This window comes from Natrarchaeobius versutus (genome assembly GCF_041205745.1).
GTDB lineage: Archaea > Halobacteriota > Halobacteria > Halobacteriales > Natrialbaceae > Natrarchaeobius > Natrarchaeobius versutus.
Genome location: NZ_JBGFCC010000001.1, coordinates 830,943 through 845,161 on the forward strand (window position 1 = coordinate 830,943; position 14,219 = coordinate 845,161).

Sequence of the window (14,219 nt, forward strand, 5' to 3'; positions counted from 1 at the left end):
CACAACGACTCCGACATGGTCGAACCAGGGGCAACGAACACCGACCGAACCGCCGCGGACGACGCGGTCCTCGAGGTGCGAAACGCCACCGTCCGGTTCGGGATGGAACGGGGCGAGTCTCGAGTCTTGGACGACGTGAGCATCGATATCAGTCGCAACGAAATCCTCGGCGTCGTCGGGGAAAGCGGAAGCGGGAAGTCGATGTTCGCGTCCGCGTTTCTCGACGCGGTCGTCGATCCCGGCATCCTCAGCGGCGAGATCACCTACTACCCCGAGTCGGGGGAGCCGGTCGACGTCCTCGACCTCTCGAAGAAGGAACTGAACCAGTTCCGCTGGGAGGAGATCGCGATGGTCTTCCAGGGGGCGATGAGTTCGTTCAATCCCGTCCGAAGGGTCGAGACGCACTTCGTCGAGACGCTGAGCGCCCACGGCTACGACGTCTCCGAAGGGTTAGAACGGACGCGAACGTTGCTCTCGGATCTCTACATGGACCCCGAACGGGTACTCAACTCCTATCCGCACGAACTCAGCGGCGGGATGAAACAGCGCGTCCTGATCGCGCTCAGCCTGGTGCTCGAGCCGGAAGTCCTCGTGATGGACGAGCCGACGGCGGCACTCGACTTGCTGATGCAACGGTCGATCATCTCGCTCATCGAGGAGATCAAAGAGAAGTACGATCTGACGATCGTCTTCATCACCCACGACCTCCCGCTGGTGGTCGACCTCGCCGACCGGATCGGCGTCCTCTACGCCTTCGAGTTCATCGAGATCGGCCCGGCGGACGAACTGCTCGAGACGGCCGCACACCCCTACACGCGGGCGCTTCTCAGATCGACGCCGAACCTCACGGCGCCCATCGAGGCGATGCGTCCGATCCAGGGGAGCGCCCCCGACCCGGTGAACGTTCCGGCGGGCTGTTCGTATCACACCCGCTGTCCGCTTTCAGATGGGCTCTGTGAGTCCGAGGATCCGGAAGCGTATCGCGTCGACGGGAACCACGACGTCCACTGTCACCACTGGGAACGAGCGAGCGAGGAGATACCCATCTCCGAGGAGTACGACGAGTCGGACCTCGAGCGCTGGGAGTCCGAATCGACCGTGCGGAGGCGATCCCGTGAGGCCAACGGCGAACCGGTCGTCTCGCTCACGGACGTCGAGGTTCACTTCGAGTCGAACCAAAGCGAGGGGTTGATGAGCATCTTCGCGGATCCCGAGATCGTCAAGGCGGTCGACGGCGTCTCCGTCGACATCTACGAGAACGACGTCGTCGTCCTCGTCGGCGAGAGCGGCTGTGGCAAGACGACACTCGGCAAGACCGCCGTCGGACTCGAAGAGCCCACGGGCGGTGCCGTCGAGTACCGGGGACAGGACGTCTGGGAGGCAAAGCGGGGCGAAGGAGACGTCTCCATCCCCTTCGAGGAGATTCGTCGGTCGCTCCAGGTCGTCCACCAGGATCCCGGAGCCGCGTTGAACTCCTACCGGCGGGTCGCCTCCAGCCTCGAGGAGCCGCTGATTCGCTGGTACGACGACCTCGATGGCAACGACCGACGCCAGCGAATCCTGAGCATGCTCGAGCACGTGGGGATGTCGCCGCCGGAAGACTACATCGAGCGCTACCCCCACCAGCTCTCGGGGGGCGAGCAACAGCGGGTTGCGCTGATCCGGGCGATGTTGATGAATCCCGACGTGATTCTGGCCGACGAGCCGGTAAGCGCACTCGACGTCTCGCTTCGCGTCGAAATGATGGATTTGATGCTCGAGTTACAGGACACGTTCGACACCTCCTACCTGTTCATCTCTCACGACCTCTCGAACGCACGATACATCACCGAGAAGACCGACGGCCTGATCGGGGTCGTCTACCTGGGCAAGCTCGTCGAGATTGGCACGCCTGACCAGATCATCAACGATCCACAACACCCCTACACGCAGGCGCTTTGCTGGGCGACGCCGGAGCTGATGACCGACGACGAACGAAACGAGGAGTCGCCGATGCGAAAGATCGACATCCCGGACCCGACGGATCCGCCGTCGGGCTGTCGGTACCACACCCGCTGTCCCGAAGCACGAGAGGTCTGCCGGAGAGACGAGCCGGAGATGGTCGACACGTCCGGGGACGACGGCTACCGACGGACCGCCTGCTTCCGGACGCTCGAGGATCACGAGTACTGGCGGAGCGAATCGATCGTCGACGAGGAAGGGGCGGCCGCCGCCGTCGAATCGGCCGTCGACGGCGACGAACTGACTGCCGAGGAGAGCGGATAGTCCGCCGTTCTCCCTCAAGATCACGGAACAAAGGACGATAGTTTATACTCCTCCGATACGAACGTCGACCATGGCAATCGAGACGTTCAGGAACGCGCCACCAGTCGAGAAGCTTTCCCGGGCCGTACGAACCGTGCTCAGCTCCGTCACGTTGACCACCGCCTCGGCCGGCGCGATCCTCATTTTCGTCGGCTTCCTGCTTCAGGAGGGCGTCCTCGCCGCGTTGTTACCGATCTGGGGAGCGGGGCTGATGATCGTCGGCCTCTCGGCGTACCTGCTCATCTGGTGGAGCAGGCAGTGATCGTCGGCGAAGCCGGTCGACACGCTCTCGTGGAAGCGATGATCGTCTAAAATCTGCCCGACAGCGTTAGAATCTGCCCGGCAACGTTAGAATCCACCCGACGACGTTCCGCGCGTCCCTACCGGCGTCGGCAGATTCGCCGAATCATCCCCCTCGAGCAGAGCCGCGAGCCAGAGCAGGGCCAGCGGAACCGGGTCGTCGAGCAGAACGCGTCCGTGCTCGTCCGTAAACGCACCCGCGTCGGAATTCCGACGGCTCTCGAGGAGGCGACGGCCGAGGATTGTCGCCGCGTCGAGATACGCCGAGCAACCGGTCGCACGGTGGAACTCGAGGAGCGCGCACAGCGTCTCGTGACGGACGGGAATCTCGTCCGCTCGGGGAGTAAGCGTCGGCTCTTGGTCGACGTCACGTCCGCCCGCGTCGTCGTTACGGTCTGTGCGCACGTCGCGTTCGATATCACCACCAACCGATCCGACGTCGCCGAGACCGAGTCCGCGAGCCATCTCGTGGGCGGCCCGGAAACAGTGCTCGTCACCGGCGATTCGAAACGCGCTCGCGTACGTCCAGAGGAACTCGGGCCCACACTCGATCGGGTCGATTATCCGCCCCTTCGGCCCGAAGTAGCCCTCCCGACGAATCACGAACCCCTCGAGGCTGAGGCCGTCGGTGAGCATCGGCTCGAAGACGTTCTCGGCCGGTCGATACGCCTCCCGGTGCCAGGCGCGCAGTTCCTCGACGGCCCACCGGGTGAACTCGGCGCCGCGTTCGCCGAGGCGGTCGCCGAGTGCTAACTGGCGACGCTGGACGATCGGCCGCGGCCGAAACAGCGTCCCCTCGTAGACGAGGTGGTCGCCGGGAACGTAGGGCGCGAACTGGTACTGAGCGCGGTCGCCGCGGACGCTCGGGCCGTTGCAATAACTCGGATGCTGGCTGAACTGGTAGCCGCTGATGCCCGGCTCCTGGCGGGTCTCGACGTACCGCCGGGCGAGGCGCTTGCTCCAGCGAAGCGGTTCGTCGTCGCCGGTCAGCGCCGCCAGGAGTCCAGCCGCGTAGTAGAGGTCGCTCCCGGTGTTGACGAACGTGAGCCCGTCACCCCAGAAGAAGACGTCACCGCCCTCGTAGTCGTGATCCCACGCGCCGCCGCCCGAATCGGCCCGGCTCCGGGCGACCGAGTCGTCCCACGAGCCGTGACGGTTGAAATCGAGCATCGACCAGTCCGTCACGTGGGCGTTCCAGAACGCCTCCACGAAGCGGTCGGTCGCGTCCGGATCGACCGATCGAAGGAACTCGTAGAACGGATACTCGAACTTGAGTTCGTGGTATCCCTTGCTGTGGACGACCGCGTCCGCCTCGAGGTCGTAGGCGGCGTGGCCGCCCCAGTTGAGGAGGCCGGCCGAGTCGACGAGTTCGTCGAACGCCCACGAGACGAGTTCGGCGGCCGCCTCGCGGTACCGATCGGTTCCGGTGATTCGACCGAGCGCGACGAGCGTCCGGAGGAACTCCTGTTGGAACGCGAGGTTCGAGAGTCGCCGGCCGTCGCCGACGTCGCGCCCGTCGTAGGGGAGCGCCTCACCGGTCTCGGGATCGACGGCGTCCGCGAGAAGCGGCGTCCGTCGCTCGCCGTACTCGTCTCGGCCGTCCTCGAGAACCGTATCGACGTGTGCGGCGACCGCATCGACGATCTCGGTAGCGAGTGCTGTCGACATCGTGATTCCCCGTTGGCGCGGATTCACTTGGTCGTTTGGGCGGGAAATTCAGTTGATCGTTCGAGCGGGAACCGCCCCGACGAACGCTCGAGTGAGTCGGAGACGTCACAACGTTTATCTATTCGGTCGAAGATAGCCCAACGATGGCAGAACGTCAGACGAGTCGATACGACGTCCACGAGTTCGGCGCGACAGGCGACGGCGAGACGCTCGACACCGAGGCGATCCAGGAGGCGCTCGAGGCGTGTGCCGGCTCCGGCGGCACGGTCGCCGTCCCGCCCGGCGAGTACCTGACCGGCCCGCTCCGGGTCGGCGACCTGACGACGCTTCACCTCGAGGCGGGTGCGACGGTCCGCTTCGTCGGAGACTACACCGAGTTCCCGACCGCAGAGAGCCGGTGGGAAGGGTGGGACCAGGTCGGCTTTCACCCGTGTCTGCTGGTCGACGCCGCGGAAACGGTCGAGATCACGGGTCGCGGAACGATCGACGGCTCGGGCGAGTACTGGTGGCAGTTCCGGGATCGGCCGCGGTCTGCGTACCCCGACGGGCTCAGAGAACGCCTCGAGGAGTTCGACGAACGAAACGAGCACAAAGACGACGTGAGTTCGTTTACGCTTCGGCCGCCGTTGCTCCAGGTGTACGACTCGAAAAACGTCAGCGTCTCGGGCGTCACCCTCCGGAATTCGCCGTTCTGGAACACCCACGTCGTCTACTCCGAGGACGTGACGATTACCGACGTCGTGATCGAGAATCCGGCCGACGCGCCCAACGGCGACGGGATCGACGTCGACTCCTCGAGTCACGTTCGGATCAGCGATACGTTCATCAACGCCGGCGACGACGCGATCTGCATCAAATCCGGCAAGGACGAGCAGGGTCGAGCGGTCGGTGAACCCGCTCGAAACATCACCGTCGCGAACTGCACGGTCGAGGCCGGCCACGGCGGCGTCGTCATCGGCAGCGAGATGTCGGGGGACGTCCGGGACGTCACCGTCACCGGCTGTACGTTCACCGACACCGACCGCGGCATCCGGATCAAGACCCAACGGGGCCGAGGTGGCGTCGTCGAAGATTTGCGGTTCGATACGCTCGTCATGCGCCGCGTCGCCTGTCCGTTCGTGATCAACGGCTACTACTTCACGCCGATCGACAGCGAGCCCGAACCCGTCGACGGGACGACGCCGCTGGTTCGCAACGTTCACTTCTCGAATATCACCGCGAGAGAGGTCGAGTCGGCCGGCTTCCTCGCCGGGCTCCCCGAACGTCGATTCGGCGAGATCACCTTCGAGGACGTCCGAATCGACGCGACCCGGTCGCTCGAGGCGACCGACCTCGATCCCGCGATGGCCGACGGCTACGAGCAACGACACGGCTTCTTCTGTAAATCAATCTCGGAGGTCTCGTTCTCGAACGTCGCCCTCAGAACCCCCGACTCGACGGCGTTCCGGTTCGAGGAAACCGACCTGGTGTCAATCGACGGACTCGAGGTCGAGCGGAGTGACGTCGAGGAGGCGGCCCCGACGGAGGAAACGGCCGCACCGGCGATCGAGATCGAGAACGCGACCGAAACGCGAATCCGCGGCTGTGACTCGCCGAGTAACGGGGAGACGTTCCTCTCTATCGGCGGCGACGCGAGTCGACGCCTTTCGCTTGCCGGGAACTACGGCGATCTCGGCTCCGCCGTCGACGTCGACGCCGACTGCGACGTCACACTCGAGTGATCGATACGGCGCCCGCCGTCGCCCGCGGGCAAATCGCTACTCGAGTCACCCTCCGTGAAAAATCGCTTCGCGCTCGGGGAAACTCGGCGCTTCTCGCCAGTGATATCGACCGTCGCACGCTCTCGAACGTCGGTCGACGAGTGGCCGACGCGAAGTTCGTACTCGCCGGTGGTGTACTCGAGCGCGTCGACGGCTTTCCGAGGATCGAACGCGCCGTCGAAGAGAAGCTTCGAGACAGGAGATCGATCCGAGTTGTGCGACCGTCCCTCGAGAGTCGTTCGCTCGAGCAGATCCTCGACGCTCCGGTCGACCGACAGCGTCGGATCTCGATACCGGTATAGTAACAACTGCAACGAGGTACACACTGATCGCCGAACCGTCTGGCGATCAGGTGTGCAATGACGTGCAGTGGCTACTATAGGTGTGCTCCGATGCCATACGGGAACGCGTGCGGTGATCGACAAAAGCAGTTCGGACGACGGCCCGCGTTCGACGGCGATCGCCACCCGCCAACTGGGGCCGTCGGTTCGCCAGCGCCGAACGAACCCCGCACAACGGCGGATTGGGCGTCGAATCCGCCACAGACGGGGTCCGTAGGAAACGGGCCGGTCCGGATGCCTCGGAAGGAAAGTCGACGATTCGAGCGTTAGGGCAGTTGTGGCGCCGTTATTCGGAGACCCATTACACGAGTACCCGTGTAAATACTCGAGGTTTTCGTTCCCCACAGGGGAACAGTATGGACGACCAGACCAGCGATCCGTCCGTTCGATCCGGGGACCAGATCTCCCGGGGAATTCGATCGCCCGGGAGACCAAACGTTGATGTGGAATCGCCCGCTCCTCGAGTGCATGCTCGAACTGGAAGCGCGAGTCTCGATCAGGCAGCGGCCCGAGTGGGCGATGGTTCAACGGGAGTTGCTCGACGTGATGGCGAGTGCGGTGGACCGATTCGTCGACGATTACGTCGGCGAGGGCGGCGAACCGCTGTGGCCCCCCGAAGACCACGTCGGTGCCGACGGGTTCGACGACCTTTTGGAGGGGTTTTACAACTGGCCGCTGGTGTACGCGATGGGCGGCGACGACCGATTTCTCGAACACGCCCGTTCGGTCTACGAGGGGGCGCTGGAACGCGGGCGCGAGACGGAGACGCCGTTTGGCCACCCAATGGTCGTCGACGACTTCGAACATTGTCGCGACTGGTTTCACCTCGGCGAGGCGAACCAGTTTACGTACAACCTGGGATTGGCCGCCCCCGAGGACGACGTCGTCGTCGAACGCGCCGAACGGTTCGCGGGGCTCTACCTCGCCGATTCGGACGCGAACAACTACGACGGCGAGAAGCGTCTCGTACGAGGACCGATGAACGGCGGCGCAGGCCCCGAGTACGCCGACTTCTCCGCGTACGACCACCACTCCTACGGCGCGGACTACCGGTGGGCCAGACACGGGCTTCCCTGGCGCGACCTCGAGTTCGAGCGCGCGACGGATCTGCTCGATCCCGAGAACGAGTCGCGGCTGTTCGCGGTCCTGAACGAGCGGTGTTCGACCGGCGACATTCCGCTGAACCTGAACGCGACGAGCCTGCTGACGAACGCCTATCTCCACACCGGCGACGATCGCTACCGCGAGTGGGTTCTCGAGTACCTCGAGGCCTGGCGCGAACGCACTGCGGAGAACGACGGCGTGATCCCGGACAACGTCGGCCGCTCGGGCGAAATCGGCGAGCCGGCAGGCGAGTGGTACGGCGGCTACTACGGCTGGTCGTGGGGCGGTTGGCACTACGTCGGTATCGGGCCGACGGTCGCCGCCGAGAACGCCGTGTTGCTCACCGGCGATCGCGAACACCTCGCGTTCCCCCGGTCACAACTCGACGTCCTGATCGACAACGCGGTCACGGTCTCCGAGGACTCGGTCCACGAGACGCTGTACATCCCGCACAAGTACGGCGATCCCGGCGACTACCACTACGACGCGACGGGCGTGCTCACCGAGGACGACGGCGAGGTGCTGTGGAGCGACGGCTGGTACGAGTTCAAACCCCACAGCGACGACCCCTACGCCGTCCACCTGTGGTGCGTCTCGATGGACGAAGACGACCGGGAGCGCGTTCGCCGTCTCCGCGACTGGGGGAAACGCGACTGGACGTTCGTCGACCCTCGACCCGCGGACAAACACGGTGCCGGCCACGAGTACGCTTGGCTGGCCTACCTCGAGGGGGAGTTTCCCGATTATCCGACGCGCGTTCTCGAGGGGAGCCTCGAGCGGGTCCGGTCGCGTCAGGCGGAGATGTGCGCCGAGGGAGGGCAACCCGCCGAACTCGACGAGGACTACCTCCGCGACCGGAACCCGGTTTTCCACCGGGGACTGCTCCAGACGACGATGGGGTCGCCCCAGCCGGTGTACTACGGCGGGCTGGTCATGGCGCAGGTTCGTCACTTCGATCCCGAACGGCGGCGGCCAGGGCTACCCGAGGGCGTCGGCGCGCTCGTCTCCCGAGTCGACGCCGACGGGATCGACCTAACGCTCGTCAACGGTGGCGGCCGGAATCGGGAGGTGATCGTCCAGGCCGGCGCGTACGGCGAACACGAGTTCGCGACGGTCGAGTACGACGGCGAGAGGCGAACCGCCGGGACGAACGCGCTCTCGATCTCGCTCCCGGCCGGCTCTCGTCTCTCGCTGTCGGCCGCCCTCGAGCGATACGTGAACGATCCGACGTACGATCTGCCGTGGTCCTGACGCAGGCGCGGCGCTTCTCGATGCTGTGGTCCGATCCGAGGCCGTCGTTTCCCGAACGACTCGGGGCAGTCGTCTGTGACCGTTCCGACGGATCAAGATTTATCTCTCAGGCGGTCTCACTCCACACAGAGTTCCAATGGAGAGCTTCGAAGCAGACGACGGCCACGTCTTCGTCCGACTGGACCGGGGCGACCGCGCACTCGAGTCCATCCGCGAGGTCTGTGCCGACCGCGAGATCGATACCGGGGTCGTCGTCTCCGGCATCGGGACGTTCAGTTCGCTCAACATCCACTACGTGAATCGGACCGACCTCCCCGACGAGCAGGCGGATCGAAACGTCGACCTCGAACTCGAGGGCGCCTGGGAGGTGACGAACGTCGACGGGATCGTCGCCGACGGCGAACCGCATCTGCACGTGACGGCGTTCGACGGCGAGCGGACCGTCGGCGGCCACCTGGAGGAGGGCTGTGAGATAAACGTCCTCGGAGAGTTCACGATCCGCCGGGTGGAGGGCCTCCCGCTCGAGCGCCGGCCGAACGACCGGAACGTCTCGCAACTTACGCGGCGGGACGAGTAACCGTCCCCGGTCGGCGACAAACGCACTCCGCTGGCCTCCCGCTCGAGTGTCTGATTATGCGTCCGACCGATGCGACTACGCCTCCGACCGATACCGCTCGAGTGCCCGACTACGCCTCCGACCGATACCGCTCGAGCGCTTGCTCGTCGATCGAGATGCCGAGACCCGGTTCCTGGGGAACCTCGAGTCGCCCGCCGGTCGGATCCAGCGGCGTCTCGAGCAGGTCGTCCCGGAGGGGGTTCTCGCTCCGGTCGAACTCGAGGACCATCGGCTCCGGGACGTTCCGGCTGTGGGGGTAGTCGGAGACGCTCGCGGCGAACTGGACCGCGGCGGCCGTCCCGACCGCGCTGTTCCAGACGTGGGGCCTGACGGCGACGTTCTCGGTCGAGGCCATGTCGGCGATCAGTCGCGCCTCCGAGAAGCCGCCACACCGGCCGAGGTTCGGCTGGACGACGTCGACCGTTCGGTCGTCGACGAGTTCCTTGAACGCGAACCGACCGTAGTGGGCTTCGCCGGCCGCGATCGGCGTATCGATCCGGCGTTTCACCTCCCGGTAGCCCGAGGCGTTCTCCGGGGGGACCGGCTCCTCGATCCACGCCACGTCGTAGTCGGCGATCGCGTTCGCCGTCTCGATGGCCTGATGGGGCCGGTAGTTCCCGTTCATGTCGACCATCAGACGGCCCTCGTCGCCGAGGATCTCACGGGCGACGCGGACGCGCTCGACGTCGTCGTCGCGACCGGCGCCGATTTTGATCTTCGCCGCCGTAAACCCCTCCTCGACCGCCTCCCGGATCGGCTCCTCGAGCGGTCTCTCTTCTTCGGTAAAGTACATCGTGGAGGCGTAGGGGACGAGCGACTCACACTCCGTGCCGCCGAGCAACCGGTAGACCGGGCGTTCGACCGCCTTGCCGACGATGTCCCAGCAGGCGACGTCGATCCCGCTGAGCGCGCTCTGGACGAAGACGTCGCCACCGAAGTGATACGGGTCCGTGTACGACCGGTCGACGAGCGACTGGACGGCGAAGGGATCCAACCCGACGACGTCGTCCGCGAACAGTTCCTCGACCGTCGCCTCCACGATCCGGCCAGGGGCGAACGCCTCGCCCCAGCCCTCGAGGCCGGTGTCGGTTTCCAGTCGCACGAGCGTCGTCTTCCGCGTTCGTCCGAAGCCGCGCGCGTCGCCGAGACTGCGCCCCTCCGGAAGCGAGTGCCGGAGCGGAATCGTTTCGATCGTCGTGATCTCCATGCTTCGACGGGTGAGCGCCGACGAAATATAGCTTGTGCTGAAGCTGTCGTTTCGGGGCCGAACGCGTGGCGACTCGAGACGGCGACCATCCAGACCCGACCGACCGGACGATGAGCCATTCGGACGACGACCGACCGGACGCCCCATCCGAACGATCGTCGACCAGACGACGAACCAGCTACAGAGCGGCCGACCAGGAACCAGCCACAGAGCGGCCGACCAGACGACGAACCGACCGCACGCCGACCGACCGAAAATCCGGCCGAACGACGAACGGACGCGATCCCTGTGGCGAGCAACGGGGCTACACTTACAACGGCCGACTTCGTACCGGTTGGTACGTTATGGACACCGGTAGCTTGAGAGCGCAGTTTCGAGACGTCGCGTTCACGACCGCCGTTCCGTTCGAGGAAGGAAGTCTCGCTGTCCGCCACGACGCCCTCGCACAGAACCTCTCCGCGCAGTTCGACGCCGGCGCACGGCTGTTCGTCGCCTGCGGAAACACCGGCGAGTACGACTCGCTGACCGACGAGGAGCGAATCGCCGTCGTCGAAACCCACGTCGACGCGGTCGGCGACGACGCGACCATCGTCGGGGGCGTCGGCGGAAGCCTCCGCCACGCACGACGGCTCGCGAGCGCCTACGAGAACGTCGGGGCCGACGCGGTCATGGTGATGCACCCCGGGCACACGTATCTCCACGAGGCCGGCCTCGAGACGTACTACCACCGCATCTGCGACGCCACGGATCTCGGCGTGGTGATCTACAAACGGGGGCCGGAGGTCACTCGAGGGGTACTCGACGAGCTGAGCGAACGCGAGGAGGTCGTCGCCGTCAAGTACGCCGTCGACGACGTCGAGGCGTTCTCCCGCGCGCTCGAGGGCTCACCAGGGGAGGTCGCCTGGATCAACGGCATCGCCGAACGGTACGCGCTGTCGTTCGGGATCGAGGGTGCGGACGGCTACACGACCGGGATCGGCAACTTCGTTCCGCGGGCGACGCTTTCGCTCTTCGAGGCGATCCGCGACGGTCACTGGGAGCGCGCCCGGGAGATTCAACGGTCGCTCCGGCCACTCGAGACCCTCCGCGCCGAGTCGGGCGAGGGAAACGCGCTTCCGGCGGCGAACAACGTTCCCGTCGTCAAGTACGGGATGGACCGCGCCGGCTACGTCGGCGGTCCGGTCCGGCCACCCCTGGTCGACCTCTCCGAAGCGGACCGAGAGCGAACTCGACGACTCCTCGAGGGAATCGACGCCACACCAACCGAGACGGTTAGACGATGACCGATTCCTTTGTCGCGGGAGAATCCCGCAAACCAGGGCGTCGAGCGGCGGGTTCCGTCCCCCATCACGATAGCGGACGTATGCCACAGCCGATGGGTTTATACCATAAGCGGCGTACGACACGTACATGACCCTGTCCGCCAGTCAGGTACAGGAACACCTCCGCGGGGTCGCCGTCGGTCTCCTGACACCGTTCGACGACGACCGCCGCATCGAACACGAAAAAATCGACGAGAACGCGCGGACGCTTTCCGGGAAAGGGATCGACACCTTCCTCGCGTCGGCGAACATCAGCGAGTACCACTCGCTCTCGCGCGAAGAGCGGGTCACCGTCGCCGCGACGTGTACCGACGCGCTCGCCGACGACGACTGCGTCCTCGCAGGCGTTGGTGGCAACACGAGCGAGGCACGAGAGCTCGTCACGGCGTACGACGACGTCGGCGTCGACGCGATGATGATCATGCCACCCGATCACACCTACGTCCACGAGCAGGGGTTGCTCGAGTACTACCGCGAGATCGACGCGGCGACCGAGACGCCGCTGGTTCCGTACGTTCGCGGCTTCGATCCTTCCGTCGAGTATCTCGCCGCACTCACCCGGATCGACGGCGTCGTCGGCGTCAAGTACGCGCTGAAAGACCCCGTGAAACTGGGGGCGGCTATCGGTGTGGCAGACGACGACGTCGTCTGGGTCGACGGTCTCGCCGAACCGTACGCGGTTTCCTTCTGGGCCGAGGGCGCCGAGGGATTCTCCGCGGGCGTCAGCAACTTCCGACCCGAGATCGGCCTCGCGCTGTACGAGGCGCTCTCGAGCGGCGACTGGGAGCGCGCCCGCGCTATCAGAAACATCTGCGTCCCATTCCAACGGTTCAGAGACGAAACCGGCGAGAACAACGACATCGACGGCGCGATCAGCGTCTCCGCCGTCAAGAAGGGCCTCCAGCTGGCCGGCCTCCACGGCGGCCAGGTCCGCGAGCCCATCAAACCGCTCTCTCCGGACGGCGAGTCCCGCGCCGAGGAGCTGTACAACCAACTCGAGGACGATATCGATCGACTGATCGGCTAACGGAGACTGCAATCGAACGCGTCGAGCGCTTGGACCGTCGCCGGTTCAGCGACGGTCGTCGTCGTACCGGAACTCGGTCCACGGACCGTCGACGAACGGGTACGTCTCGAGGACGTCGAGGGTTACCTCGATGCCGAGGCCGGGTCCGTCGGGTGCGGTCAACGTCCCGTCTTCGACCGCGGGCGCTCCCTCGAGGATGTCGAACGCGAGGTCGAATGGGTACATCCCCGGATCGGGTTCGGCCTCGATGAGCGGATCGTCGGTGAAAACCGGGTACTCGAGGAGCCGAACGTCGGGAGCGGCCGCCACGAGGTGTGCGTTCGCGATCAGTCCGAGCCACGTGCCGAAGTTGTGGGGGACGAACTCGACGTCTCGGCCGCGACAGTACTCGATCGCGGGTCGACAGCCGGTGTACCCCTCGTGGTGGCGGACGTCTCCTTGCAGGAAGTCGACGGATCCCGTCTCGCCCAGTTCGCGGAGCGATTCCGGGGACGGCTCGCTCTCGCCGCCCGCAAGCGCCGCGCCGGTCTCCGCGAGGTCGGCGTATCCTTCCCGGTCGGCCGGCTCGACCGGCTCCTCGATCCAGTAAGCGCCCGCCGCACTCGCGTGCTCGACGAGGTCGCGGACAACGGCGGCGTCGTAGGAGTCGTCGGCTTTCCACCAGGTGTGAACGTCGAGCATGATCTCCATCTCGTCGACCGCATCGACGAGGTGGTCGACGGTCTCCCGGTCACCCGCCGGGCCGATCCCCGGACGGTACTTGTAGCCGAAAAAGCCCTCGCGCTCGAGAACCTCCGCCTGCCGAACGTAGCCCTCTGGCTCCATGTACATCCCCGCGCTCGCGTAGAGGGGCATCTCCGTCGTCGGGTCGGTTCCGTACTCGTCGGCGAGCAGGTCGTAGATCGGCGCACCGAGTTCCTTTCCCCGAAGATCGTACAGCGCGACGTCGATAGCCGAGATCGCCTCCGTCCGGAGGTGTGTCGGGAGATCGGTCCGCGAGAGGATCGCCGCGGCGTCCTCGATCGCCTCGAGAGTCTCGCCCTCGAGTGCGCCGGCGACCGCCCCGTCGACGACGTCTGCGAACGTGCCCTGGGAGTCGCCCTCGAAGTACTCTCGCATCGCCGAACTACTCGCGCCGGCCGTCGAGAACCCGCGCGCGCCGTCGCCGGTCTCGACGACGACCAGAACGACGTCCCGCTTGTTCAGCCGGCGAGTCCCGCCGGCGAATCGGCGGTCCTGTGGCGGGTCGATCGGCGACGACAGTGCGTATCCGCTCACGGCACGAATGTCCATACCTCGACATCGTCGGCCAAACTGAT

At 65.7% G+C, this 14,219-nt stretch carries 11 protein-coding genes; 7 read left to right on the forward strand and 4 right to left on the reverse strand.

All coding sequences use genetic code 11. The annotated features are described in order from the left end of the window. The first annotated feature begins 15 nt into the window (after positions 1 to 15). Together AB7C87_RS04180 and AB7C87_RS04185 are read left to right on the forward strand one after the other, a co-directional pair. A complete protein-coding gene (locus AB7C87_RS04180; RefSeq protein ID WP_369728138.1) occupies positions 16 to 2,265 on the forward strand; it encodes an ABC transporter ATP-binding protein in 2,250 nt (749 codons plus the stop codon). 70 nt (positions 2,266 to 2,335) lie between these two features. Beyond that, complete coding sequence (locus AB7C87_RS04185; protein ID WP_369728139.1) at positions 2,336 to 2,566, forward strand: hypothetical protein; 231 nt, start codon at positions 2,336 to 2,338, stop codon at positions 2,564 to 2,566. A gap of 86 nt (positions 2,567 to 2,652) precedes the next feature. On the opposite strand, the gene AB7C87_RS04190 is transcribed toward AB7C87_RS04185, so the two are convergent. After that, complete coding sequence (locus AB7C87_RS04190; protein ID WP_369728140.1) at positions 2,653 to 4,272, reverse strand: pectate lyase; 1,620 nt, start codon at positions 4,270 to 4,272, stop codon at positions 2,653 to 2,655. 143 nt (positions 4,273 to 4,415) lie between these two features. Here AB7C87_RS04190 and AB7C87_RS04195 point away from each other — a divergent pair, with 143 nt between their 5' ends. Next, positions 4,416 to 5,993 carry a glycoside hydrolase family 28 protein gene (locus AB7C87_RS04195; protein ID WP_369728141.1) on the forward strand — a complete coding sequence of 526 codons (1,578 nt, stop codon included), beginning with the start codon at positions 4,416 to 4,418 and terminating at the stop codon, positions 5,991 to 5,993. Here the strand turns inward: AB7C87_RS04195 and AB7C87_RS04200 are convergent. Further along, complete coding sequence (locus AB7C87_RS04200) at positions 5,933 to 6,346, reverse strand: hypothetical protein (RefSeq protein ID WP_369728142.1); 414 nt, start codon at positions 6,344 to 6,346, stop codon at positions 5,933 to 5,935. The genes AB7C87_RS04195 and AB7C87_RS04200 overlap by 61 nt on opposite strands. Positions 6,347 to 6,841: 495 nt before the next feature. Here AB7C87_RS04200 and AB7C87_RS04205 point away from each other — a divergent pair, with 495 nt between their 5' ends. Together AB7C87_RS04205 and AB7C87_RS04210 are read left to right on the forward strand one after the other, a co-directional pair. Continuing rightward, positions 6,842 to 8,728: a DUF8034 domain-containing protein gene (locus AB7C87_RS04205; protein ID WP_369728143.1), complete on the forward strand. Its 1,887-nt coding sequence runs from the start codon at positions 6,842 to 6,844 to the stop codon at positions 8,726 to 8,728. A gap of 136 nt (positions 8,729 to 8,864) precedes the next feature. Then, positions 8,865 to 9,305 carry a PPC domain-containing DNA-binding protein gene (locus tag AB7C87_RS04210; RefSeq protein WP_369728144.1) on the forward strand — a complete coding sequence of 147 codons (441 nt, stop codon included), beginning with the start codon at positions 8,865 to 8,867 and terminating at the stop codon, positions 9,303 to 9,305. Between the two features lie 109 nt (positions 9,306 to 9,414). Here the strand turns inward: AB7C87_RS04210 and AB7C87_RS04215 are convergent, their stop codons facing one another. After that, positions 9,415 to 10,551 carry a mandelate racemase/muconate lactonizing enzyme family protein gene (locus tag AB7C87_RS04215; protein WP_369728145.1) on the reverse strand — a complete coding sequence of 379 codons (1,137 nt, stop codon included), beginning with the start codon at positions 10,549 to 10,551 and terminating at the stop codon, positions 9,415 to 9,417. A gap of 110 nt (positions 10,552 to 10,661) precedes the next feature. Between AB7C87_RS04215 and AB7C87_RS04220 the strand changes: the two genes are divergently transcribed. After that, complete coding sequence (locus AB7C87_RS04220; RefSeq protein WP_369728146.1) at positions 10,662 to 11,834, forward strand: dihydrodipicolinate synthase family protein; 1,173 nt, start codon at positions 10,662 to 10,664, stop codon at positions 11,832 to 11,834. Between the two features lie 127 nt (positions 11,835 to 11,961). Next, complete coding sequence (locus AB7C87_RS04225) at positions 11,962 to 12,900, forward strand: dihydrodipicolinate synthase family protein (RefSeq protein WP_369728147.1); 939 nt, start codon at positions 11,962 to 11,964, stop codon at positions 12,898 to 12,900. Between the two features lie 45 nt (positions 12,901 to 12,945). On the opposite strand, the gene AB7C87_RS04230 is transcribed toward AB7C87_RS04225, so the two are convergent. Further along, positions 12,946 to 14,193: a mandelate racemase/muconate lactonizing enzyme family protein gene (locus tag AB7C87_RS04230; protein WP_369728148.1), complete on the reverse strand. Its 1,248-nt coding sequence runs from the start codon at positions 14,191 to 14,193 to the stop codon at positions 12,946 to 12,948. Positions 14,194 to 14,219 lie beyond the last annotated feature (26 nt).

Bases quoted from the DNA above. Each gene is read 5' to 3' on its own strand.
- AB7C87_RS04180 (WP_369728138.1), top strand. From the start codon at position 16: ATGGTCGAACCAGGGGCAACGAACACCGACCGAACCGCCGCGGACGAC.
- AB7C87_RS04185 (WP_369728139.1), top strand. From the start codon at position 2,336: ATGGCAATCGAGACGTTCAGGAACGCGCCACCAGTCGAGAAGCTTTCC.
- AB7C87_RS04190 (WP_369728140.1), bottom strand. From the start codon at position 4,272: ATGTCGACAGCACTCGCTACCGAGATCGTCGATGCGGTCGCCGCACAC.
- AB7C87_RS04195 (WP_369728141.1), top strand. From the start codon at position 4,416: ATGGCAGAACGTCAGACGAGTCGATACGACGTCCACGAGTTCGGCGCG.
- AB7C87_RS04205 (WP_369728143.1), top strand. From the start codon at position 6,842: ATGCTCGAACTGGAAGCGCGAGTCTCGATCAGGCAGCGGCCCGAGTGG.
- AB7C87_RS04210 (WP_369728144.1), top strand. From the start codon at position 8,865: ATGGAGAGCTTCGAAGCAGACGACGGCCACGTCTTCGTCCGACTGGAC.
- AB7C87_RS04215 (WP_369728145.1), bottom strand. From the start codon at position 10,551: ATGGAGATCACGACGATCGAAACGATTCCGCTCCGGCACTCGCTTCCG.
- AB7C87_RS04220 (WP_369728146.1), top strand. From the start codon at position 10,662: ATGAGCCATTCGGACGACGACCGACCGGACGCCCCATCCGAACGATCG.
- AB7C87_RS04225 (WP_369728147.1), top strand. From the start codon at position 11,962: ATGACCCTGTCCGCCAGTCAGGTACAGGAACACCTCCGCGGGGTCGCC.
- AB7C87_RS04230 (WP_369728148.1), bottom strand. From the start codon at position 14,193: ATGGACATTCGTGCCGTGAGCGGATACGCACTGTCGTCGCCGATCGAC.